The 23614-nt window shown below is 66.0% G+C and carries 23 protein-coding genes and 1 pseudogene; 11 read left to right on the top strand and 13 right to left on the bottom strand.

Annotated features, from left to right (window positions below; translation table 11 throughout):
- Positions 1 to 414: 414 nt before the first annotated feature.
- Together BST40_RS04320 and BST40_RS04315 are read left to right on the top strand one after the other, a co-directional pair.
- Entirely contained in the window at positions 415 to 702 is a 288-nt protein-coding gene (locus BST40_RS04320; RefSeq protein WP_075549743.1) for a WhiB family transcriptional regulator, read from the top strand.
- A 238-nt stretch (positions 703 to 940) separates the two neighbouring features.
- Positions 941 to 1360: an SRPBCC family protein gene (locus BST40_RS04315; protein ID WP_075549744.1), complete on the top strand. Its 420-nt coding sequence runs from the start codon at positions 941 to 943 to the stop codon at positions 1358 to 1360.
- A 12-nt stretch (positions 1361 to 1372) separates the two neighbouring features.
- Here BST40_RS04315 and BST40_RS04310 read toward each other — a convergent pair whose 3' ends face one another.
- A complete protein-coding gene (locus BST40_RS04310; RefSeq protein ID WP_244174286.1) occupies positions 1373 to 2758 on the bottom strand; it encodes a MinD/ParA family ATP-binding protein in 1386 nt (461 codons plus the stop codon).
- A gap of 704 nt (positions 2759 to 3462) precedes the next feature.
- Between BST40_RS04310 and gltB the strand changes: the two genes are divergently transcribed.
- Positions 3463 to 8070, top strand: coding sequence for a glutamate synthase large subunit (gene gltB, locus BST40_RS04300; protein ID WP_075549746.1), 4608 nt, complete (start codon positions 3463 to 3465; stop codon positions 8068 to 8070).
- Positions 8063 to 9529, top strand: a complete 1467-nt coding sequence (locus tag BST40_RS04295) for a glutamate synthase subunit beta (protein ID WP_083153559.1) — start codon at positions 8063 to 8065, stop codon at positions 9527 to 9529. The genes gltB and BST40_RS04295 overlap by 8 nt, the downstream gene beginning before the upstream one ends.
- Positions 9530 to 10017: 488 nt before the next feature.
- Here the strand turns inward: BST40_RS04295 and BST40_RS04290 are convergent.
- Positions 10018 to 10331: pseudogene (locus BST40_RS04290) on the bottom strand (LLM class flavin-dependent oxidoreductase); the annotation flags it as partial.
- 51 nt (positions 10332 to 10382) lie between these two features.
- Here BST40_RS04290 and BST40_RS04285 point away from each other — a divergent pair.
- Positions 10383 to 10814, top strand: a complete 432-nt coding sequence (locus BST40_RS04285; RefSeq protein WP_075549748.1) for a hypothetical protein — start codon at positions 10383 to 10385, stop codon at positions 10812 to 10814.
- Complete coding sequence (locus tag BST40_RS04280; protein WP_075549749.1) at positions 10815 to 11822, top strand: PHP domain-containing protein; 1008 nt, start codon at positions 10815 to 10817, stop codon at positions 11820 to 11822. It begins immediately after the preceding gene.
- Here BST40_RS04280 and dinB read toward each other — a convergent pair.
- On the bottom strand, positions 11811 to 13013 hold the full coding sequence (gene dinB, locus BST40_RS04275) for a DNA polymerase IV (RefSeq protein ID WP_083153557.1): 1203 nt from the start codon (positions 13011 to 13013) through the stop codon (positions 11811 to 11813). The two genes, BST40_RS04280 and dinB, sit on opposite strands and share 12 nt — an antisense overlap.
- A gap of 116 nt (positions 13014 to 13129) precedes the next feature.
- Here dinB and BST40_RS32445 point away from each other — a divergent pair, with 116 nt between their 5' ends.
- The 4 genes from BST40_RS32445 to BST40_RS04260 all read left to right on the top strand — a co-directional run bounded on the left by BST40_RS32445 (position 13130) and on the right by BST40_RS04260 (position 15211).
- Positions 13130 to 13342, top strand: a complete 213-nt coding sequence (locus BST40_RS32445) for an MEDS domain-containing protein (RefSeq protein WP_255245920.1) — start codon at positions 13130 to 13132, stop codon at positions 13340 to 13342.
- On the top strand, positions 13330 to 14088 hold the full coding sequence (locus BST40_RS31420) for an anti-sigma factor RsbA family regulatory protein (protein WP_279629013.1): 759 nt from the start codon (positions 13330 to 13332) through the stop codon (positions 14086 to 14088). The genes BST40_RS32445 and BST40_RS31420 overlap by 13 nt, the downstream gene beginning before the upstream one ends.
- Complete coding sequence (locus tag BST40_RS04265; protein WP_075549751.1) at positions 14085 to 14363, top strand: hypothetical protein; 279 nt, start codon at positions 14085 to 14087, stop codon at positions 14361 to 14363. The genes BST40_RS31420 and BST40_RS04265 overlap by 4 nt, the downstream gene beginning before the upstream one ends.
- A 104-nt stretch (positions 14364 to 14467) precedes the next feature.
- Entirely contained in the window at positions 14468 to 15211 is a 744-nt protein-coding gene (locus BST40_RS04260; protein ID WP_142276708.1) for an ANTAR domain-containing protein, read from the top strand.
- 9 nt (positions 15212 to 15220) lie between these two features.
- Here the strand turns inward: BST40_RS04260 and BST40_RS04255 are convergent, their stop codons facing one another.
- The gene (locus tag BST40_RS04255) at positions 15221 to 15868 is read right to left on the bottom strand and encodes a TetR/AcrR family transcriptional regulator (protein WP_075549829.1); all 648 of its coding nucleotides are present in this window, start codon (positions 15866 to 15868) and stop codon (positions 15221 to 15223) included.
- 76 nt (positions 15869 to 15944) lie between these two features.
- On the opposite strand from BST40_RS04255, the gene BST40_RS04250 reads away from it, so the two are divergent.
- Positions 15945 to 17414 (top strand): flavin-containing monooxygenase, encoded by a 1470-nt coding sequence (locus tag BST40_RS04250; RefSeq protein ID WP_075549753.1) that lies wholly within the window; start codon positions 15945 to 15947, stop codon positions 17412 to 17414.
- A 4-nt stretch (positions 17415 to 17418) separates the two neighbouring features.
- On the opposite strand, the gene rraA is transcribed toward BST40_RS04250, so the two are convergent.
- From rraA to BST40_RS30700, 9 genes are all read right to left on the bottom strand, one after another.
- Positions 17419 to 17901 carry a ribonuclease E activity regulator RraA gene (rraA, locus tag BST40_RS04245; RefSeq protein ID WP_075549754.1) on the bottom strand — a complete coding sequence of 161 codons (483 nt, stop codon included), beginning with the start codon at positions 17899 to 17901 and terminating at the stop codon, positions 17419 to 17421.
- Positions 17902 to 17905: 4 nt separating this feature from the next.
- Positions 17906 to 18334 (bottom strand): Rv3852 family protein, encoded by a 429-nt coding sequence (locus BST40_RS32440; RefSeq protein ID WP_083153553.1) that lies wholly within the window; start codon positions 18332 to 18334, stop codon positions 17906 to 17908.
- A gap of 123 nt (positions 18335 to 18457) precedes the next feature.
- Positions 18458 to 18805 (bottom strand): hypothetical protein, encoded by a 348-nt coding sequence (locus BST40_RS04235; RefSeq protein WP_075549756.1) that lies wholly within the window; start codon positions 18803 to 18805, stop codon positions 18458 to 18460.
- 12 nt (positions 18806 to 18817) lie between these two features.
- Positions 18818 to 19474, bottom strand: coding sequence for a DUF6474 family protein (locus tag BST40_RS04230; protein WP_075549757.1), 657 nt, complete (start codon positions 19472 to 19474; stop codon positions 18818 to 18820).
- 111 nt (positions 19475 to 19585) lie between these two features.
- Entirely contained in the window at positions 19586 to 19984 is a 399-nt protein-coding gene (locus tag BST40_RS04225; protein WP_036404886.1) for a hypothetical protein, read from the bottom strand.
- Between the two features lie 471 nt (positions 19985 to 20455).
- Positions 20456 to 21151 (bottom strand): TMEM165/GDT1 family protein, encoded by a 696-nt coding sequence (locus BST40_RS04220; RefSeq protein WP_075549758.1) that lies wholly within the window; start codon positions 21149 to 21151, stop codon positions 20456 to 20458.
- Positions 21152 to 21403: 252 nt separating this feature from the next.
- Entirely contained in the window at positions 21404 to 21937 is a 534-nt protein-coding gene (locus BST40_RS04210; protein WP_023368897.1) for a hypothetical protein, read from the bottom strand.
- 224 nt (positions 21938 to 22161) lie between these two features.
- Complete coding sequence (locus BST40_RS04205) at positions 22162 to 22785, bottom strand: superoxide dismutase (RefSeq protein ID WP_023368896.1); 624 nt, start codon at positions 22783 to 22785, stop codon at positions 22162 to 22164.
- A 173-nt stretch (positions 22786 to 22958) separates the two neighbouring features.
- Complete coding sequence (locus tag BST40_RS30700; protein ID WP_162877319.1) at positions 22959 to 23114, bottom strand: hypothetical protein; 156 nt, start codon at positions 23112 to 23114, stop codon at positions 22959 to 22961.
- Positions 23115 to 23614: the final 500 nt, after the last annotated feature.

Here is a 23614-nt window from a genome sequence, read left to right as displayed (position 1 = left end):
TGCGGTCAGCAGGACGCCTTCCGCCGACCACCATCCTAACCGTTGCGCTCTTCCAACGCTACGCTTTTGCTACGTTTTTCGGACCATGGTTGTCGGGGGTCAGCGGCGGGTACTGCTGCGGCAAAACCGCGATAAATGCTACGGTTCTGCCCGGCAGAAGTATTGCAAGCCGTAACGGTTTGCGCAATGGCTTGGCCCGGTTTTGACCTGCCCGGGCGGCGGCAGCACGTGAAATTGTGAGTGTAACGCCTGGTGATGGCCCGCATCGGCGAGCTCCGAAGCAATCACTGCGGGCAGCCGTAGCGTGCTTCGGCGGGGCTCACCGGTTCCAACTGTTGCACTGCAACGGTTAGTGCTATACGCTACTGCTTGGGAGGCTACCGACCTGCAACGCTTTAAGAGGAGCGCAACGATATGACCGCAACGGCTCTGCACGAGGTCCCGCTGGGCGTCTGCACGCAGGACCCCGACCGCTGGACAACGACACCCGACAACGAGGCCAAGGCGATGTGCCGGGCCTGCCCGCGGCGCTGGGCGTGCGCCCGGGACGCCGTCGAATCCCCGGGCGCGGAAGGTCTTTGGGCCGGTGTGGTAATTCCTGAGTCAGGCCGGGCCCGGGCGTTCGCGCTGGGCCAACTGCGGTCGCTGGCGGAGCGCAACGGTTACCCCGTGCGCGAGCGGGTCGTCGCCCAATCGGCATAAGCCTGCCGCGATCCGAGCCGCTGCTTCGAGGGGTCTGCGGTGCGGTGCGGTCAGCTGTTGCCACACGTAGACAGCGCGAGAAATCGAAAGATTTCTCGCGCTGTTTGCGTTGTCCGCTGCCCGCCGGCAAGCGGCAAAGACGGCCGCCCTGAGCTCGATTCGGCGACCTACCGTGCCGGGCCACCCGGAGCCACCCGGCTCGTCGGTGCGATGATGCCGGTCGAAAGGGAGGTGGCGGATGCGGTACATGCGTGAGGAAATCGTGCACGCACCGGCGGCGCGGGTATGGGAACTGCTCGTCGACGTCGAGGGCTGGCCGGCCTGGACGAAGTCGATGCGCGAGATCGAGCGCCTGGAAACCGGTCCATTGGCAGTGGGCAGCCGGTCCCGGGTAACTCAGCCGAAAGGTCGTCCGATGGTGTGGACGGTCACCGAACTGAAGCCGATGCGCACGTTCACCTGGGTGGCAACCCAGCCCGGTCTTTCGATCGAGGCGGTGCATCGCATTGACGAAGACGGGGACGGCGTGCGCACCACGCTCGAATTGATCATGACCGGACCACTGGCGTGGTTGGCAAGCCTCACCGCGGGTTCGCGGGTTCGGTCGTATGTCGACATGGAAAGCAACGGCCTAAAACGGGCAGCCGAGTCGCGCTGAGTCCGCCGGCGGTCAGTGCGCTGGCGTCGCCGCCTCAGGGCGGGAGGCTCGGCGCTCGTCGGGTCGCGATGCAAAATACTCCACGATGATCGCCGCGATCTGGAGAAATTTCAGCCGCGTCGCCGGCGCCAGCTCGCGGCGCACGTCGATGACGCCGCCCGGCCTCAGATGCGGATCGAAGGGCACCTCGACAACCCGCTGCCCATGCTCGACGAACTCGCGGGCAAGCACCGAGCGAGTGCGTTTGTCGGAATGGCCATCGGAGTCGTTGAGCACCACGATGCTGCGCCGCAACAGATCCGTCAGCCTGCGGTCTGACAGCCACTCCATCGTCTTTGCCGCAGCGGAGGCCCCGTCCGCCCACGGCGAGGACACCACTATCAGCGCGTCGAGGTCGCGCAGCACTTCCTGGGTCAGCGGGGCGTCCATCGTCGAACCGCAGTCGATCACCGAGATCGCGAAGTGGCGGTCCAGGCGCAGCGCGGCCTCCCGGTAGATCGCAGGGTCGAGCACCCTGCGTCCCCCGGCCATCGGTTCGCCGGGTAGCACGTGCAGGCCCACGGAGTTACGGCCCAGCCGAGCGACTATCTCGGCGAACGACGGCAGGTCTTTGGCTGCGGTCAGATCCCAGAACGACCCATGCGCGGCCGGATCGATCCTGCTGCTCAACCGGCCGAAGGCGGTATCGGCGTCGATCGCCACCACGCGGTCCTGCTGGCGCAGTTCGGCGAAGATGGATCCGATGCTGGCCGCGACCGAGGTCTTGCCGACGCCGCCCTTGCCCAGGACGCCGAGCTTGTGGCTGCCGCGCAGGGCGGTTCGGATGGCGGCTTCGAAATCGGCTGCCTCGCGTTGCGCGGCGGACGGACCGGGATTGATCAGGCCGAAGGACACCACTCGAACGAGACGTCGCCAGCCGTGGTCGGCGGGTACACCCCCGGAACCGGTTGCGGATGCGAGGGCGCCCTCGGCCCGAATACCCGGTGGGACCGGGACATCGGACGGTGCGAGCGGGTGCGGCGGCAACGCTGATTGCGGTGCGTCCGGTCGTGGCTGCGCCGGTTCGGCCGGGCGCGGGGGTTGGGCTGAAGCCGGTGGCGGCGGACCATATGCGAACGCCGGCGGATGCGGTGGCGGAGTTGTCGGCGGGCGCCGCGGAGCGGGTGAATGCGGGCCAGCCACGCGATGAGGGGCCGGCGGCTGCGATGGCGCCGGCGCAGATGTCGGCGGGCGCGGCGCAGCGGGTGGATGCGCCCCAGGCACGCGAGGAGGCGCCACCGGGGCCCGCGAGGGTGCCGAATGCGGAACTTCGGACTGCGGACCGGTCTGGCTACTGCCCGGGCCGGCGGGCCGAGTCGGCCGCATCCGATCCCGAAGGAATTCGTCGCGCTCGTTCATAAGCTCCTCAGTCGAGTCGGACCACCAACGCCGGACACCGACCAGTATCCGTCCCAGTATCGGGCACCGGCCGGGCTGCCTCACCTGGTGGACCGGGCTTGCGGTCGGCCGGCCTGTCACAAGCGGTTTTAGACTCCTATTAATATTGTGCAAACTCGGCGCCGGGCCACCCTGGCATGGCGGCAGCGCTCTCCTCGGGCCGTCGACGCCCGACCCGGCGGTTTCCGCACCATGGCTGCCATGCTTTATCACCGAGCGTGTTACCGGTGTGACGGCGGTGTGAGCGCCTAACCGTGGCCCCTGCGGCTGCTGACCGGCCGCACCAGCAAATTAGTCTAAGTAGTTACTGTGGCCACCGGCAGCACTTCCGAGGCTGGCGAGGGCGTGGGTTCGCGCTCCCAAAACGGCAGGTGAGGATGTCCTCGGAGGCCGGTCCGGCGGTACCCACGGCACCGCCGGTGGGCGGGTTACCATTGAGGAAGTTGGCATGTCAGGCGGGTATTGTCATATCGTTTTACGACTTGTCGAGATCGGTACCGGGGCACCGTTCAGCGCTGCACGGACGAATCACCGGCCTGATCATTCCGCTGGACGGACAGCCTATCGACAAGACCGGAGGGGTCAACGCCCGCAACGTCACGGCATGGCGCCGTCGGAGCTGCTGGTGAGGCCGCGCAGGAAGTCTGCTGAAGGGTTAGGTGGGTATGGCGCCCAAGCGCGTCGGGCTATACAACCCCGCATTCGAACACGATTCGTGCGGGGTAGCCATGGTCGTCGACATGCACGGCCGGCGTAGCCGCGACATTGTGGACAAGGCGATCACTGCGCTGCTGAACCTCGAACATCGCGGTGCCGCCGGCGCCGAGCCGCGCAGCGGCGACGGCGCGGGCATCCTCATTCAGGTGCCGGATGCGTTCCTGCGAGAAGTCGTCGACTTCGAGTTGCCGGCTCCGGGCAGTTACGCCACCGGTATCGCCTTTTTGCCGCAGTCGTCCAAGGATGCGTCGGCTGCCTGTGCAGCGGTGGAGAAGATCGCCGAGGCCGAGGGCTTGCACGTGCTGGGCTGGCGGAACGTGCCCACCGACGACTCGTCCCTGGGTGCCCTCTCCCGCGACGCGATGCCCACCTTCCGTCAGGTTTTCATGTCGGGCGCCTCCGGCATGACGCTGGAGCGCCGTGCCTACGTGATTCGCAAGCGGGCCGAGCATGAACTCGGCACCAAAGGCCCCGGCCAGGACGGCCCCGGCCGGGAGACCGTCTACTTTCCCAGCCTGTCCGGCCAGACGTTCGTCTACAAGGGCATGCTGACCACGCCGCAACTGAAGGCGTTCTACCTCGACCTGCAGGACGACCGGCTGACGAGCGCCCTGGGTATCGTGCACTCGCGGTTCTCCACCAACACCTTTCCGTCCTGGCCGCTGGCGCACCCGTTTCGGCGGATCGCTCACAACGGCGAGATCAACACCGTCACCGGCAACGAGAACTGGATGCGCGCCCGCGAGGCGTTGATCAAGACCGACGTGTTCAAGGCCGAGTCCGACTCGGCGAATAGCTTGGAAAAGCTGTTCCCGATCTGCACCCCGGGAGCCTCCGACACGGCGCGGTTCGACGAGGTGCTCGAGCTGCTGCACCTGGGTGGGCGCAGCCTGGCGCACGCCGTGCTGATGATGATTCCCGAGGCCTGGGAGCGCCACGAGAGCATGGACCCGGCTCGTCGGGCGTTTTATCAGTACCACGCCTCGCTGATGGAGCCCTGGGACGGCCCGGCGTCGATGACGTTCACCGACGGCACCATCGTGGGCGCGGTGCTGGACCGCAACGGCCTGCGGCCGTCGCGGATCTGGGTTACCGACGACGGCCTGGTGGTGATGGCCTCCGAGGCCGGCGTGCTGGATCTCGACCCGTCGACGGTGGTCCGCCGGATGCGGCTGCAGCCGGGCCGGATGTTCCTGGTCGACACCGCGCAGGGCCGCATCGTCTCCGACGAGGAGATCAAGGCCGAGCTGGCCGCCGAGCACCCATATCAGGAATGGCTGGACCGCAACCTGGTTCCGCTGGACGCATTACCGGCGGGCAAATACGTGCGGATGCCCCACGACCGGCTGGTGGTGCGGCAGTTGACCTTCGGTTACACCTACGAGGAACTGAACCTGCTGGTGGCGCCCATGGTCCGGACCGGCGCGGAGCCGATCGGCTCGATGGGCACCGATACACCGATCGCCGTGCTGTCCCGGCGTCCGCGGATGCTGTACGACTACTTCCACCAGTTGTTCGCCCAAGTGACCAACCCACCGCTGGACGCCATCCGTGAGGAGGTGGTGACCAGCTTGCAGGGCACCACCGGCGGCGAGCGCGACTTGCTGAACCCGGACGAGAACTCCTGTCACCAGATCGTGCTGCCCCAGCCGATTCTGCGTAACTACGAGCTGGCCAAGCTGATCAACCTCGACCCGGACACCGAGGTCAACGGACGCCCGCACGGCATGCGCTCCAAGGTCATTCGGTGTCTATACCCGGTGGCCGAGGGCGGTAGCGGGCTGGCGGCCGCCATGGCAGACGTGCGTGCCCAGGCGTCGGCGGCCATTGCCGACGGCGCGCGGGTCATCATCTTGTCCGATCGCAACTCCGACGAGAAGCTGGCGCCGATACCGTCGCTGCTCGCCGTCGCCGGGGTGCACCACCACCTGGTGCGCGAACGGACCCGCACCCATGTGGGCCTGGTCGTCGAATCCGGTGACGCCCGCGAAGTCCACCACATGGCGATGCTGCTGGGCTGCGGGGCCGCCGCGGTCAACCCCTACCTGGCGTTCGAGTCGATCGAAGACATGCTCGACCGGGGCGCCCTGGAAGGCCTCGGGGACGGCATCGACCGCAAGAAGGCGCTCAACAACTACATCAAGGCCGCGGGCAAGGGTGTGCTGAAAGTGATGTCCAAGATGGGCATTTCGACGCTGGCGTCCTATACCGGCGCGCAATTGTTCCAGGCCGTCGGCATCTCCGAGGACGTGCTCGACGAGTACTTCACCGGGCTGACCTGCCCTACCGGCGGCATCACCCTCGACGACATCGCCGCAGACGTTGCCACTCGTCACTCGCTGGCCTACCTGGACCGGCCGGACGAACGGGCGCATCGCGAGCTCGAAGTGGGCGGGGAGTACCAGTGGCGCCGGGAAGGCGAATACCACCTGTTCAACCCGGAGACGGTGTTCAAGCTGCAACACTCCACCCGCACCGGGCAATACAAGATTTTCAAGGAGTACACCCGCCTGGTCGACGATCAGAGCGAGCGGATGGCCTCACTGCGCGGCTTGCTCAAATTCCGCGCGGGCGTGCGGCCTCCGGTGCCGCTGGAGGAGGTCGAGCCCGCCAGCGAGATCGTCAAGCGCTTCGCGACAGGGGCGATGAGCTACGGCTCGATCTCCGCTGAGGCGCACGAGACGCTGGCGATCGCGATGAACCGGCTGGGTGCCCGCTCCAACAGCGGTGAAGGCGGCGAGGACGTCCGCCGTTTCGAGCGCGATGCCAACGGGGATTGGCGCCGCAGCGCCATCAAGCAGGTCGCCTCGGCCCGTTTCGGTGTCACCTCGCACTATCTGACCAACTGTACCGACATCCAGATCAAGATGGCCCAGGGCGCCAAACCCGGTGAGGGCGGCCAGCTTCCGGGTCACAAGGTGTACCCGTGGGTGGCCGACGTCCGGCACTCCACGCCCGGTGTGGGCCTCATTTCACCGCCGCCGCATCACGACATCTACTCCATCGAGGATCTGGCGCAGCTGATCTATGACCTGAAGAACGCCAACCCGTCCGCGCGGGTGCACGTCAAGCTGGTCTCCGAAAACGGCGTCGGCACCGTGGCCGCGGGTGTCTCCAAGGCGCACGCCGACGTGGTCCTGATCTCGGGGCACGACGGCGGTACCGGGGCGACCCCGTTGACGTCGATGAAGCATGCTGGTGCGCCGTGGGAATTGGGTCTGGCCGAGACGCAGCAGACGTTGCTGCTCAACGGTTTACGTGACCGGATCGTGGTCCAGGTGGACGGCCAGCTCAAGACCGGTCGTGACGTGATGATCGCGGCGCTGCTCGGCGCGGAGGAATTCGGCTTTTCCACTGCGCCGCTGGTGGTGGCGGGCTGCATCATGATGCGGGTGTGCCATCTGGACACCTGCCCGGTCGGTGTGGCCACTCAGAACCCGGTGCTGCGGGAACGGTTCACCGGCAAGGCCGAGTTCGTGGAGAACTTCTTCATGTTCATCGCCGAAGAAGTGCGGGAATACATGGCGCAGTTGGGCTTCCGCACCTTCAACGAGGCCGTCGGCCAGGTCGGATCGCTGGACACCACGCTGGCGCGGGCCCACTGGAAGGCGCACCGCCTGGATCTGACGCCGGTGCTGCATGAGCCCGAGTCGGCGTTCATGAACCAGGACCTGTACTGCAGTTCGCGTCAGGATCACGGTCTGGACAAGGCGCTCGATCAGCAGCTGATCGTGATGAGCCGCGAGGCGCTGGATTCCGGTTCGCCCGTTCGTTTTTCGACCACCATCAGCAACGTCAACCGCACGGTGGGCACCATGCTGGGTCACGAGGTGACGAAAGCCTATGGTGGCCAAGGTTTGCCGGACGGCACCATCGACATCACATTCGAAGGGTCAGCCGGTAACAGCTTCGGTGCGTTTGTGCCCAAGGGGATCACATTGCGCATCTACGGCGATGCCAACGACTACGTTGGCAAGGGTCTGTCCGGCGGCCGGATCGTGGTGCGGCCGTCGGACAACGCGCCGCCGGACTATGTCGCCGAGGACAACATCATCGGGGGCAACGTGATCCTGTTCGGCGCCACCAACGGCGAGGTCTTCCTGCGTGGCGTGGTCGGTGAACGATTCGCGGTCCGCAATTCCGGGGCGCATGCCGTGGTCGAGGGTGTGGGCGATCACGGGTGCGAATACATGACCGGCGGTCGGGTGGTCATCCTGGGTCGTACCGGCCGCAACTTCGCCGCCGGTATGTCGGGCGGGATCGCCTATGTCTACGACCCGCACGGCGAGCTACCCGACAACCTCAACACCGAGATGGTCGACGTCGAGACGCTCGACACCGATGACGCGGACTTCCTGCAGGGCATCATCGCCGCGCACGTCGACGCCACCGATTCCCCGGTCGGCCAACGCATTTTGGCCGACTGGCATGGGCAGCAGCGGCATTTCGTCAAGGTGATGCCCCGCGACTACAAACGGGTGTTGCAAGCCATCACCGAGGCCGAGCGTGACGGAGTGGATGTGGACAAGGCGATCATGGCGGCTGCGCATGGCTGACCCGACCGGCTTCCTCAAATACACACACCGGAAATTGCCGAAGCGTCGACCTGTTCCGCTGCGCCTGCGCGACTGGAAAGAGGTCTACGAGGAGTTCGACAACGAGACGCTGCGTCAGCAGGCAACTCGCTGCATGGACTGCGGTATTCCCTTCTGCCACAACGGCTGTCCGCTGGGCAACTTGATCCCGGAATGGAATGACCTGGTGCGCCGGGGCCGTTGGCGCGACGCGATCGAACGGTTGCACGCCACCAACAACTTCCCGGACTTCACCGGCCGGCTGTGTCCGGCGCCGTGCGAACCGGCATGCGTGCTCGGGATCAACCAGGATCCGGTGACCATCAAACAGATCGAGCTGGAGATCATCGACAATGCCTTCGAGGAAGGCTTCGTCGAGCCACTGCCGCCGCACACGCTGACCGGCAAGTCGGTTGCCGTCGTCGGTTCGGGCCCTGCAGGCCTGGCCGCCGCGCAGCAGCTCACCCGTGCGGGACACACAGTGACCGTCTTCGAGCGCGACGACCGGATCGGCGGCCTGCTGCGCTACGGCATCCCCGAGTTCAAGATGGAAAAGCGTGTCCTGGATCGGCGGCTGGAGCAGATGCGGGCCGAAGGGACCGAGTTCCGCGCCAGCGTCAATGTCGGGGTCGACATCACCGCCGAGCAGCTGCGCGCCGAGTTCGACGCGGTAGTGCTGGCCGGTGGCGCCACCGCCTGGCGCGACCTGCCCATTCCCGGTCGTGATCTGGATGGCGTCCACCAGGCGATGGAATACCTGCCGTGGGCCAATCGGGTCCAAGAGGGTGATGACGTCCTGGGGCCCGATGGGCAGCCGCCGATTACCGCCAAGGGGAAGAAGGTCGTCATCATCGGCGGTGGCGACACCGGGGCCGACTGCCTGGGTACCGCGCATCGCCAAGGCGCGGTCAACGTCCACCAGTTCGAGATCATGGCGCGCCCACCGGACAGCCGCGCGCCCTCGACCCCGTGGCCGACCTACCCGCTGATGTATCGGGTCTCTGCGGCCCATGAAGAAGGCGGCGAGCGGGTGTTTTCGGTCAACACCGAGGAATTCGTCGGTGTCGATGGGCATGTGACCGCGCTCAAGGCGCACGAGGTGACCATGCAGGACGGCAAGTTCGTCAAGGTCAAAGGTTCGGACTTCGAACTCGAGGCGGATCTGGTTTTGCTGGCGATGGGATTCGTCGGCCCGGAGAAGCCCGGTCTGCTCAGCGATCTCGGGGTCGAGTTCACCGACCGCGGGAACGTGGCGCGCGGCGACGACTACGAAACCTCGGTTCCGGGTGTTTTCGTGGCCGGTGACATGGGGCGAGGCCAATCGTTGATCGTGTGGGCGATCGCCGAAGGCCGGGCCGCAGCCGCGGGTGTGGACCGCTATCTGATGGGCTCCACCGCGCTTCCGGCACCGATCAAGCCGACGGCTGTGCCGCTTCAATAACCACACCAGTAACACCAGAAACACGCCGTTGATTGCTCGGCGCGTCGTCTGTTGTTTGCCAGACGCCGGGTGTCTAATGGGGCTCTGTGGGCTCCGTCACAGCGATGCGTTGTGGAGTTCCGCCCGAGTTGTCCGATCGCAGGGAGTGTCGCTGTGCGTAGCAACCCAGTACCCCGGTCACGGGTGGGGCGAATCGCCTGGTCGTGGTTTCGTCACCCGGTAAAGAGTCACGAGTTTCCCGCAAGAAACGAGCGTCTGGTCACCGCTGAAGAGTTGCTCCGCTTCGCGATGTGATCGCCAGCTGTTGCCCCCGCTCGGGCGCAACGAGTTTGCTCAACGATATCGAATTGTTATCTGGGCCCGCATTGCGAAAGCAGCCCCGATTCCCGGATCGCCTCCGCCAGCGGCTGAAGGACCGCGGGGTCGGGGGGTGGAACTCCTCGGGCGGAACGCCGACGAAATTCCAGTGCTGGGCATAGCGCGCGGTTGGCGCCGATGCCCAATTCGAGCCGTCCGTTGGAGATGATGTCCAGGGCGGCGGCCATATTGGCCAGCACCGCCGGGTGCCGGTGATGGATGCCGGTGACCAGGGTGCCCAGGCGCAGCCTCCGCTGGCCTGCGCGAGCGCGGTCAGAGTCGTCCAGCCTTCCAGGCACGGGCCGTTCGGGTCGGAAAAGATCGGGTAAAAGTGATCGAAGGTCCATCCGGATTCGTAGACGTCGATGCCGTCGGCTTCCTGCCAGACCGCCAGCATCTGTGCCCACGTGGTGTTTTGCGGTGAGGTCTTGAATGCGAATCGCATGAGGCTGACGGTAGTCCAGCGTCCGGAAGCGCAACTACACTCGAGGCAACGATGTGCTACGCCCCGGGAATCGACACCAAACTCACCCTGCTGGCGGCCGGACTGATCTTCTTGTTGGCGCTTGTCCTCGGGGTGTGGAAGTACCGGCAGATCATGATCTCCGATGACCGCCGGGCGCATGTTTACGTCGACATCGCTCACCGGGCGGCGCTGCTGTATGCGTTTGCGACGCTGTTGATCGCGGTCTTCGTCGAACTCAGCGTCTGGCCGGCGTGGCTCAACCTGACGGCAGCGATGGTGGTGGTGTTCTTTTTCGTCGCCGCGATCGGCAGTTACGTCTGGCACGGCGCCCGGCGCGACACCGAAAACCAATTCGACCCTCCGGCGCCGGGAACCCGGCTGGGGATGGCCTTGCTCATTCTCGGCGAAATCGGCGGTTTCGCCGTGGTTTTCGTCGGCTTCATCGCGGGGCAGTTGAGTTAGATGGATCCGGTAACCGCGCTGCGCCAGATCGCCTACTACAAGGACCGAAGCCGTCATGACCCGAGGCGCGTCATGGCGTATCGCAACGCCGCCGACGTCATCGAGAAACTGGACGACGCCGCGCTCGAGCGGCACGGTCAGGCCAACAGCTGGCAGTCGCTGCCGGGCATCGGGCCGAAAACCGCCAAGGTCATCGACCAGGCCTGGTCCGGCCGCGAACCCGACCTTCTCATCGAATTACGTTCAGCCGCTGAGGATCTCGGTGGGGGAGCGGTGCGCGCCGCACTGCGGGGCGATTTGCACCTGCATTCGAACTGGTCGGACGGGTCGGCTCCGATCGAGGAGATGATGGCCACCGCGGCCGGCCTGGGCCATGAATACTGCGCGCTGACCGACCATTCGCCGCGGCTGACGATCGCCAACGGCCTGTCCCCGGAACGGTTGCGCAAACAACTCGACGTCATCGACGAGCTGCGCGACAAGTTCGCCCCGATGCGCATCCTCACCGGAATCGAGGTCGACATCCTGGAGGACGGCAGCCTCGACCAAGAGCCGGAGCTGCTGGATCGGCTCGACATCGTGGTGGCCAGCGTGCACTCGAAGCTGGCGATGGATGCGGCCGCGATGACCCGGCGGATGGTCCGTGCTGTTTGCAACGGCCACGTCGACGTACTGGGCCATTGCACGGGCCGGCTGGTCTCCGGCAACCGCGGTATCCGGCCCGAATCGAAGTTCGACGTCGAGGCGGTGTTCACCGCCTGCCGCGACCACGGCACCGCGGTAGAGATCAACTCCCGCCCCGAGCGCCGGGATCCGCCGACGCGGTTGCTCAATCTGGCCTTGGAGATCGGTTGCGTGTTCAGCATCGACACCGATGCGCACGCACCCGGCCAGCTGGATTTCCTTGGCTACGGTGCGCAACGTGCCCTCGATGCCGGTGTTCCGGTCGACCGCGTGATCAACGCCTGGCCGGCCGATCAGCTGCTGGAGTGGGTGTCAATCCGGTAGCCGCGGCATTTCCACGCCCGGGTCGCGGCCCATCAACACCGCGCGGGTCAGCGCGGATTTGCCGAAGCGCCGCCGGATCTGGTCCACCGCCTGGTCGAGTACGTCCGGCGGCTCGCCGTCAAACGGCAGCATCAGCTGCTGGGCGCCGCTGGGGTCGATACCGGAGACCGCAAAGCCGACCAGGGTCAGTCCCCGCCGGGCGATGTCCGGCGCGGCCGCCGCGACCAGCCGCCGGGCGGCGGCCAGGATCGGCTGCGTCGCCGCCGTCGCCCACGGCAGCGTGTGTGACCGGGTGGCGCGGCTGAAGTCGTCGAATCGCAGGCGCAACACCACGGTTCGGCCGGCGCGTCCGGCGGCGCGCATCCGGCCGGTGATCCGGTCGACCAGGGTGACCACCACCGCGTCGATCTCGGCGGATGACATGCTGCTGCCGGTTCGTCCGAGCGCTCGTTGGGCGCCCACCGAGCGTCGCCGCACGCCGACGGTCACCCGGCGGCGGTCGATATTGCGCGACAAGGCATACAGTTGGCGGCCCATCGCGCCGCCGACCATCGAGCCCAGCGTGGACTCGCTGAGCTCGGCGACGTCGGCGACTGTATGAATGCCGTGGGCGTGCAGCTTGTCGGCGGTCACCGCGCCCACACCCCACAACCGGCGCACCGGCAGCGGATGCAGAAATGCCAGTTCCCGATCCGGCGGCACCAGGAGCAATCCGTCGGGCTTGGCCTCCTGGCTGGCGACCTTGGCGAGGAACTTAGTCCGGGCCACTCCGACGGTGATGGGCAGGCCGACCTGCTCACGCACGTCGGCGCGCAGCCGCGCCGCGATCTCGACCGGGGTCCCGCAGAGCCGGCGCAGCCCGCCGACATCGAGGAACGCCTCGTCCACCGAGAGCGGTTCCACCACCGGTGTGCAATGGCGAAACACCGCGAACACCGCCTCGCTGGCCCGGGTGTATGCGCTCATCCGCGGCGGCACCACCACGGCGTGTGGACACAACCGGCGCGCCTGAGCGCCACCCATCGCGGTGCGCACGCCGTAGGCCTTGGCCTCGTAGCTGGCCGCCAGCACGACTCCGCCGCCGACGATCACCGGGCGGCCCCGCAGTGCGGGGTCGTCACGCTGCTCGACGGAGGCGTAGAACGAATCCAGGTCCGCGTGCAGGATGGAAGCCTCATTCCGCACGAGCATATGTTCGCAGCCGGGTATGACAGCCGAAGGTGGCGCGGCCGGCACGCCGGCCGCGTCGCGGTAGCATCGGCAGTCGGGGACGGGGAGGACCTCTAGCGGATCAAGGTGATGGCCGCATGACCACGAGCACCCATGCAAAGCCTCCCGGCCTGGCGCATTTCGCGCTGTTCTATCGCTCTGAGCCGGAGTACCTCGACGCGGTGGTGCCGTTTGTTCTCGACGGACTGGTCAACGACGAGCCGGTGCTGGTCGCAGTCCCGGAACGCAAGCTTGCTGTGCTACGCACCACGTTGGCCCGCGCCTGCCAAGAGGGGCGTTGGCCGACTTGACCGACGTCGGCCAAAACCCCGGCCGGATTCTCGGGGTGGAGAGTGCTTTCGCCGCCGGGCACGAGGGCCGCCCGGTCCGGATCGTCGGTGAGCCGGGATGGCCGGGCCGCACCGACGACGAATATCCGGCATGCGTGCAGCACGAGGCGTTGGTCAATGCGGCGTTTGCCGGACGCGACGCGACGGTGCTGTGCCCCTACGACGCCCGCGGACTGAGCGCTGACGTGGTCGCCGACGCCCGGATGACCCACCCGCTGGTGTGGTCGGACGGTTCGGCGGACCGAAGTGCCGAGTATGCGCCGGATGACGCGCTGGCGCGCTACAACCGGCCGCTGCCCGCCAACCCGATAGCGGTCACCTATACGATTCGGTCCGCCAATGATCTTCGACCCGCCCGCTCGGTCGCTTCCTGGTATGGGAACGGGCTGGGCCTGCCCGCCGCGACGATAGCCAATCTCGAGCTGATCGCCACGGAGTTGGCTACCAACAGCCTCGAACACGCCGGCAGCGCATGCCGGCCGGCCTTCTGGCAGCACAACGGGTATGTGGTCTGCGAGGTGAGCGACCGCGGCCGGTTCGCCGATCCTCTGGCCGGGCGGCGTCCTCCGGTCCGCGGCGTCGCCGGGGGCCGCGGCCTGTTTCTGGTCAACGCCCTGGCCGATCTGGTGCGTACCCATAACGGCGTCAGCGGCACCACTATCCAGGCGTGCCTGCGGAGGGACTCATCGAAACGGGGGATCGCATGATCCGACAACATGGTGTCGTCGCATCGGCCGCGGGCCTGGTCCCCTTCGGGCATCTGGGGTGGGGTTACAGCGAGCAAGCGCAATTTCGCGCACGTGCCGCCGAATACATCGTGGACGGACGGCTGCAGAATCAATGGGTCGAGTACGTCGGCGCCCGCAGCCGCGACGAATTGCGCTCCGAATTCGCAGCCATGCCCGCCCTGTCCGAGATCCGATATCGACGGCATCGGCGTGACGCCGGTCGCAGAGTTCTATACCTTTCGGCCCGGCACTGACGTGGTGGATCCCGGGGCTTCAATGGCCCAGCGCGTCGAGGCGGTCGAGAAGGCGCTCGCCGACGGCTACTCGGGCTTCCGGGGCCGTCGTGGATTGCACCGCGGTGGCACGCAGGCCCGACCAACTCGACGCGTTCGCCTGCTTCGAGTTCCTGATCGACCAGAAGATGGCCGTGCTTCCGGTGTCTGCGCTGTGCGCCTACGACACCGGACAGGTGAGAAACGATGCGGCCGAACTGATGTGCCTGCACCCCTACATGGGTCCGCACGGGCCCAGTTTCCGGCTCTACGCCGCGCCGGGATGCGGCTTTGCGCTGGCCGGTGAGATCGATGCCGCAAGCGAGTCGCTCTTCGCCGCCACGCTGCACCGCACCTGGCCGCTGACCGGCGACGACACGTTGGTCATCGACGCGCAAGGGCTGGAATTCAGCAGCCACCGCCAGCTGGACATCCTGGATCGCTGCGCGCGCTCCGGTAACCGCGATGTGCTGCTGCGCACCGACCAATCCGCTGCCATCCGCCTCTTCGGCGTGCTCGATTTCGCCCGCGTCCGACTGGAGCTGCCCGCCGACTGTGACGACGACGGCTGGTCACAACCGCAGAACGACCAGCATGTGGAGAGCCGGGCGACCATTGAGCAAGTCAAGGGCGCGCTCATGCACGGCTTCGGCGTTACCGCTCAGGAAGCCTTCGACATGCTGGTGACGTTGTCGCAGGACACCATCACCAAATTGCGCGATGTCGCCGCTCAGTTGCTGGACCAGCTGGCCGGACCTGCCTCGGGCCGAACCCGCCGCGGCATTCACGACGCCATCACAACCGTGCGGAACCGGTTACGCCACGATTGACCGCCGCGGTTAACGCCCCTGCCCGTAGATGCTGCTGACCCAGATGTGCACCAGCGTGTCCAGCACGCGCGCTTCCGGGATGCAGGGTTGTTCGGCGGCAAAGGACGCGAACAGCGTCCGTTCATTCATCAGATTCAGCGCGGTGGCCAGTTCCATGGCGGGCACGGTGACCGGCGCGGCGCCGCGGTCGCGTTCGGTCTCGATCACCTCGGCGGTGTAGGAGATCCATTTCTGCATGAACGTCGACCACAGGTCCCGGACCTCGGCGCTGGTCGCCCGAGCGGCCTGACCAGCCCGGGTGACCGCCTTATGCGAACCGAACGTCTCGAAGAAAACGTTGATCCCGGTACGCCACATGGTGTCGCGGTCGGCGTCCGGGGCCTGGATCAGGTTTTCCAGCGCGGTGTCGGCCTCGGTGACCACCCGGTCCAGCAGCGTCAACAGCACCGCTTCCTTGGAGGGGAAATAGAAGTAGAAGGTCGGCCGGGAGATTCCTGCCCCCTTGGCCAGGTCGTCGACCGAGATGTCGGCCAGGGGACGCGATTCCAGCAGCTTTTCAGCGGTGACCAGGATGGCCAGTTCTCGATCGTCGCCGGATGGCCGCGCGGTGCGCCGGCCGCGATGCAACGACGCCTGACCGGTCGGGGAAGTGGCCACGAACCGCAGCTTACCGTGTGTCGATAATTTCGACACTACGTTGACGCACTCAACATCGCGTTGATAGCGTGGTTCCATGACCGAGCATCTTGACGTCGTCATCGTGGGCGCGGGGATTTCCGGCGTGAGTGCGGCCTGGCATCTGCAGGACCGCTGCCCCACCAAGAGCTACGCCATCCTGGAAAAGCGTTCCGCCATGGGCGGCACCTGGGACCTGTTTCGCTATCCCGGCATTCGCTCCGACTCCGATATGCACACCCTGGGCTTCAGGTTCCGCCCCTGGACCGAGCGTCAGGCCATTGCCGACGGCAAGCCGATCCTCGACTACGTCAAGGGCACCGCGGCCATGTATGGCATCGACAAGCACATCCGGTTCAACCAGAAAGTCGTCAGCGCCGACTGGTCGACGGCCGAAAACCGCTGGACCGTCAACATCGAGACCAATGGCACCCGCAGCCAGCTCAGCTGCTCGTTCCTGTTTCTGTGCAGCGGCTATTACAACTACGACCAAGGCTATTCGCCGAAATTCCCCGGCGCGGCGGACTTCACCGGTGCCATCATCCATCCACAGCACTGGCCCGAGGACCTCGACTACGAAGGCAAGAACATCGTCGTGATCGGCAGTGGCGCCACAGCCGTCACTCTCGTTCCGGCGCTGGCGGATTCGGGTGCCAACCACGTCACGATGCTGCAACGTTCGCCGACCTACATTGTCTCGCAACCGGACAGTGACAGCATCGCCGACAGGCTCAACCGGTGGCTGCCGGAAAACCTGGCCTACTTCGCGGTCCGGTGGAAGAACGTGTTGCGTCAGGCGGCGGTGTACGGGGCCTGCCAGAAGTGGCCGCGGCGGATGCGCAAGATGTTCATGGGCTTGGCTGCGCGCCAACTGCCCGAAGGTTACGACGTACGCAAGCACTTTGGCCCGCACTACAATCCGTGGGACCAGCGGTTGTGCCTGGTGCCAAACGGCGACCTGTTCCGTGCCATTCGCCACGGGAAGGTCGAGGTGGTCACCGACACCATCGATCGGTTTACCCCTGCCGGAATCCGGCTGAATTCCGGACGTGAACTTCCGGCCGACATCATCGTCACCGCGACGGGTTTGAATCTACAACTCTTCGGCGGGGCGACCGCCTCCGTCGACGGCGAACCGGTGGATCTCACCAAGACGATGGCCTACAAGGGCATGATGCTGTCCGGGATTCCCAATATGGCGTACACGGTCGGCTACACCAATGCCTCGTGGACCCTGAAGGCCGACCTGGTGTCGGAGTTCGTCTGCCGTGTGCTGAACTACATGGACGCCAATGGTTTTGACACGGTGATGGCCGAGCATCCGGGTCCGGATGTCGAGGAACGGCCGTTCATGGAGTTCACTCCGGGCTACGTGCTGCGCTCGATCGACGAACTGCCGAAGCAGGGCTCACGAAAGCCGTGGCGGCTCAATCAGAACTATCTGCGCGACATCCATCTGATCAGAAGGGGCAAGATCGACGACGAAGGGCTGCGCTTCTCCAAAAAGCGTGCCCCCGTGCGGGTTTAGGTTTTCACGGGCAGACCACGACAATGCCGTCGTCGTCGCTGTAGAGGACTTCGCCCGGCACGAATGTCACGCCGCCCAGGGTAACGTCGACGTCGCGTTCCCCGGCGCCGGTCTTGGTGCTCTTACGGGGATTGGTGCCCAGCGCCTTGATGCCGATGTCGATGCCGCGCAGTGCGGCCGAATCACGTACCGCGCCGTGTACCACCAGGCCCGCCCAGCCGTTGGATCGGGCCAATTCGGCGATCACGTCGCCGACCAGCGCGCTGTGTAACGAACCGGCGCCGTCGATGACCAGTACGCCGCCGGCACCCGGCTGCGAGAGCACGGATTTCAGCAGGGCGTTGTCTTGAAAGCAGCGCACCGTGCTGATCGGCCCGGCGAACTCCGGGCGCCCGCCGAACTGGCGGAATTGCAGATCGCAGCTGCGCACGTCGGGCCCGATATCGTCGACCAAATCGGCCGTCGGCCGAAACGACACGTTGTGCATCGACCTAGCGGCGGCGCAGCTGCCGGACCAGCAGCATCGCCAGCAGGCTTAGCACGACGGCGACCAGCAGTGGAACGGTGAAGTTGTTTGACGCCTGCTCCACGTCCCGGGAAAGTGGGTCGTTGGCCCGGTCGACAGCTGACTTCGCTTGTGCTGCGGCGTCTTTGGCGGCGGCGGCAAGTTCACCATTGGATTTCGCGTGCTGCTCGAGTCCGGGTGGCTGGGCGGCCATCGCGGCGGCCGCGGGTTCCGGGTTGCCGGCGGGCGTTTTCTTGGCGGGGGCTTTTTTGGCCGGCGTTTTTTTGGCTGGGGTTTTTTTGGCGGGCGCTTTTTTGGCGGGCGCTTTCGCGGCCTTCTTGGCGGGCTGCTTCTTGGCCGGTGGTCTCGGTGTGCCGTCGGGTTCGCCGTCGGGTCGATCCTGCGGGTCTGCCATGCGGCCGCTCCTTTGCAGCTTCTCTGTTTGCGTGGGGTCGCTCACTGGGTCGCGAAGCATTCGGGTCCCATCATGCCAGGACCCGGTATGCCGCCGTCTCGGCTACCTGGGCGCGCGGGCGGGCTAGGGGCGGCGCCGCAGCGCCCATAGTGCTCCGGCGGCCACCGCGGCTATCGCACCGACGGCGAAAGGCCAGGTAGGAATGTCGGCGTCGGTGTCGGCCCGGGCTACCGTCACCGGGTAGCTGGCGCGCAGCAGCTGTGGCCGCCCGGTGACGGCCGGGCCGGTCGTCACCGGCTCGGCGGTGGGCCACCCGGTGCCCGGACGCTGGATGCCGGTCAGGCTCATCCGGGTCGGGCCCGCAGACGCGCGGACGGGGTCACCGCTGGCGCCATCCACCGTCGAGGGCGCGGTGAGCGTCAGGGCGATCAGCAGCAGCGCCGACCATGCGAGACCGAGCAGCTGCTTCATGATCGCCGCATTTCAGGTCAGCCCTAGCCGGGCCATCAGGTCGGCCTCGATGCCGTCGAGCTGTGCGGAGATCGCGGTGTGGGCGGCCCGGCGCCGTTGCGCAGGCATGTTCTCCGCGGCTGTGATGGCCGCTGACAGCTCGGTGAGCCGTTCACTGATGGCCGCGACGAATTGCTTGGTCTCCGCGTCCTTCGGCTTGTTTTCCTGGACCATCCGCAGCGACTGCTCCGAACCGGCGATCCTGGCCGACAGCCGGGCGCCGTGCCCGGAGAATTGTCCGACCTGAGCCAGCGGAACCCCGAGTTGGTCGGCACGACGCTGATCGATCAGCCCGCGCGCGGCAATGGCCGCCCGGTATATCACCGGCGCCAATATCGGGGCCAACAGCCGCGACACCGTCAGCGCCCGGCGGATTCGGGTGGGCGACAGCAACTTACCCTCGCGTGCCGCTTTGAGCTGGGTCTCGGCGACCTTGAGTGCCGCGCGATCGCTGTCCCGCTGCGCCTTGAGCTGTGCCTTGAGGGCCTTGTCCGCCGCCTTGCGCTCGTACTTGAGGTGACGCGCCGCGTTCTTCGCCGACAGCTTGGCCTCGAGCTTGGCGCGGGCCTTGATCGCGCGGGCTTCGGCGCGACGAATCACCCGGCTCTTTCGCTTGCGGAACAGGCCCATTCCCGGCCGCCTCCCGGTTCTCGTGGACTATCGCGGTGCGTGCGCGATCGTTGGGCCAACCCTAATCCGCGTTGGGCCCGGGCGACCCGTCAGGTCGGTGGCTGCCGGCTGTTACGCGTCGAGCCGCTCCGCGCGGCGCAGTTCGTCGATCCGGTCGACGATCTGTTGCTGCGCCTGCGCCGACAATCCATGGGAGCGCTCCGCGATGCGGCGCACGCCGTCGTCCCGCATCGCGGCCAGCCACTGCAATTCCTTGTCGATTTTTGCGTAGTAGTCGTCGTCGGTGAAGTAGGCCGCCCTGATGCGGAAGAAGTTGGCGAGGGCGGCCATGGTCGCCGACGACGGATTGGTGCGGTTGCCCGAGCGTAGCTGGGACAGGTAGGGAGCCGACATCGTGATGCCCTCCGCCTTGAGCGCGGCGATCACCTCCGCGGAGGTGTGCGGCCCGCGTCCGGGTGGATACACCGTGTCGAACAGACGGTTTAGGCGGGCAGCGAACGTCGTGCTCATCGATATGACCTCCACCGGGCTGCAAGATCGAACGGTTACCTATCTTTATTTGCTGATCATGGTAGCGACAGTTATGTCCACAACCAAGTGCAAACCTGAGCGGATTGCGTACCGGCGTGCTGGAGGCGCGATCAGGATGCCCTTGACGAGCGTCCAACCGATTCGGTGAGGTGTCCACAGAATGAACGGATTTCACAGGCTATCCGCAGAATACATTGCCTGGCGGTGCTCGGCGAGCTATCAGGCCGGCCGTCCGGGATCGGTTTACGCGCACCTCGCCAGGTGAATGCATTCAAAGTCGGGCAACCAACCCCTAACGGCGCAATGCTCGGCCGCTCCTTTGCTGTCGAGCTCCACTGCGGGGGGCGGCGCGCACCGGCGACGTCGCCGCCGGTGCACCGGAGCCGCCCGCGACCTGTCGTCCGCATCGCCGAACCGTACGGGGTCCGGTAGCCGCCGTTCAGCAGAGGTTCAACCGGGCTGGGCGGACCTGGTGGTCACCGCGGAGGCACTGCGACGCCGGCGAAGAGTTTGCGCCGTAACCCCGGCCGCCGCGACGATCGCCACCGCCGCCGTCACACCGATGGCGACCGAGCGCCACCCGAGGGCGCCGTCGAACAGCATCCACAAGCCGAACAGCAGGAACAACAGGCTGGCCAGCACATGCAGCAGCTGCTCGGGCAGCCGCTGGTGCAGCAGTAGTCCCGCACCGATTGCCAGGCCGTCGGCCAAGATCATGCCCAGGGTGGAGCCGATCCACACACCGACCCAGTCGTGATCGCTGGCCAGGGTCACCGTTGCCAGCGTCGTCTTGTCGCTGAGCTCGGCCAGCACGAACGATGACACCACGGTCAGCAGCGCGAACCGTGGATGGGGTGGGGTCGCGGGCTTGTCGTCACCGGCCGCGCTTTCTCGCCAGGCCCACACCGCGAACAGTAGGAACGCGATCGCGCCCGCGAAAGCCATCGGCCGCGCCGGGAGCGTGGCGCCCAGGAAGTGGCCGATCGCCACCGAGACCCCGTGCACCGTGAAAGACGCGATCGCCACGCCGGCCATCACCACCCACCAGCGAAACCGCAACGCATAGGTCATGGTCACGAGTTGGGATCTGTCGCCGAGTTCGGCGACGAAAACGACTCCGAGACTCAGGAGTGTGGCTGCGAGCATTGGGGACGACCTTTCGACACGTGGCCGATGACGCCGTGGTCATCGAACATCGGTCGAAGGTCTCGCCCACCGTCTGCACGACGGTTCGCCGGCCGGGCTTTCGCCAGTATGTCGACCCGACGATTCGGGGCTACTCCCCTTCGCTAACGAACCCCAGGCTAGCGGCCGGTTTCCGGGCGCGCCAGGGCGACGACAGAGTTCGGCCAGTCGCATTCTCGGATTCGCTGGCCGAAACTATGGTTTCGAATTGGCTTATGCGGCAAGCAGCATCGCCAGGATTGCGGTGTCGGGGTGGCTGATGGGGTCGACACCGACGCGACTCACCATTGATGTGATGGTGCCGTCCGCTTCGGCCTCCACCCAGGCGGCCCGGTGCTCCAGACCCAGATGCGGCAACCCGGGCAGTAGGACGCAGCCCGACGCCGCGCCGGTGCATTCCGGTAGCGACGGCGTTGTTTCCGAGGGCGGATGCAACATCAGCAATGCCGGGGGCTGATGATCGGCGAAATATCCGGGTCGGATGGCGGATTCGCCGAACACCGTGCCCTCGGCCAGCACCAGGCCGACGGTTCCGGGCGCGGGTTCGTCGGGCAATTCTTCGCGGGCACCGAATACGGTTGTCGTGGAAAGCAGTCCGGGCCACGACGCGACCCGGACGGCGACCATCAGCAGCTGCGCCCATTCTTTGGTCGAATCAGGCCAGCGTCCAGAGATGACAAACCCTTTCAGGGCACCACGAGAATGAAAGGGAGCAACCCCTATCGGTCTATCTGACCCAGCATTCATGCCGCCCTCCGAGATGCCTCCATCCGAAATAACCGCGCTGCTAGCTCGAACAACCGTCTAGTTTCAATAATCAAGCATGCGCGGGGATTTGGCGCTGCGCAACCCGACACGGCTAACCCCTCGCCACGATCGCGGTGTCGTCGAGAAGTCGCGATATCGAAACCGGCCAAAGACCTGGGCGCCGCGCAATACTGCGCGGCGCCCAGGCGCTGAAAATGCTGGAGTCAGCCGAAGATCAGGCCCTGCGTTTTCGAGGTGGCCGCCTCGTAGCGCGCCTGCACATCGGCCCAGTTCACGACATTCCAGAATGCTTTGGCGAAGTCGACCTTGACATTCTTGTACTGGAGGTAGAAGGCGTGTTCCCACATGTCGAGCAGCAGTAACGGAATGATTCCGAGCGGAAAGTTCGTCTGGTGGTCGTAGACCTGGAATATCAGGAGCTTGTTGCCGAGAGTGTCCCAGCCCAGCGCCGCCCAGCCCGACCCCTGCACCGTGGTGGCGGCGGCGTGGAATTGGGCACGAAACTTGTCGAAGGACCCGAACGCCTCGTCGATGGCCGCGGCGAGTTCGCCGGTCGGCTTGTCGCCTCCGTTGGGAGAAAGGTTCTTCCACCAGATCGTGTGGTTGACGTGGCCGGCGAGGTTGAAGGCCAAGTTCTTCTCGTTCAGCAAGATCGCCGAGTGGTCTTCCTTGGCGCGCGCCTCTTCGAGTTTGGCGACCGCATCGTTGGCGCCCTTGACGTAGGTGGCGTGGTGCTTACTGTGGTGAAGTTCGTTGATCTGACCCGAGATGTGTGGTTCCAGCGCCCCGTAGTCCCAATCCAGATCGGGCAAAGCGTATTCGGCCACGGCGTTCCCTCCTTCAATCGTCTGACACGTCATTCGCGTGGGTTCCGCCACGCGGCGGGCTGACGTAGTCAACCCTGCTGCATGACCGCGCGTGCCGCAAGAACAGCCCCCATCATCCGGAACGGCTCGAGCAGTTCCTTGAATTTCTCAGGGCATACCCGGGCGCCGGGGACTTAATACACAACCAGGAAGACCAGCACCGCGAGCAGCGCGAGCGCGATCAGTCCGGCACGAAGGGCGGCGATGACATAGGCGTGGTTCCAGGCGGGCGAACCCGAGCGCGAATTCGACGGTGGCGGCGACCCCGGACCGTAGGAGTGTGTCGCCATCAAACGCCTTCCCCCGGCATGGTCATCCCGCCTCAGTGAGGTGAGTCACAATGAACATCGCGTCGCAGATCATAACGCCTGGTGCACTAGTTGAAAAATTGCGCGACGAACAACGCCGGCAGTGTCGCCGGGTGATGGCCAGATGATGGCAAGACCGCACCAGCCGGCCGTCGAAAACCACTGCCTGCGGCCGCGCGACCGAGCCGGGCCGGACAACCTCTGACGGTTCGCCACCGCAGCGCCGGCAAGTCGTTAACCGGACCGCGGAAAAGCTTGGCCCGACGCAGCCCCGCACTTCGCTCGCGGCGCCTCCGGGCTGTCGATCGGCGCGTCCCGGGAGCGCCATGTTATCCACAGTTCGACGCGAACCGGGCCGATAGAGGCGGCATCGAGACGGACAGCCGACTGTGGATAAAGCTGTGGAAACTGTGGATAGGTCGCGGTTGGGCCTTAGTAGCTGTCCAGGTTCTGGCCAGGTCCCGTCCAGGGGTCGCGCAGAC

Origin of the sequence: Mycobacterium persicum, assembly GCF_002086675.1 — a bacterium.
Taxonomy (GTDB): domain Bacteria; phylum Actinomycetota; class Actinomycetes; order Mycobacteriales; family Mycobacteriaceae; genus Mycobacterium; species Mycobacterium persicum.
Note: the sequence above shows the minus strand (reverse complement) of the source record. Positions and strands in the feature narration are given on the sequence as shown.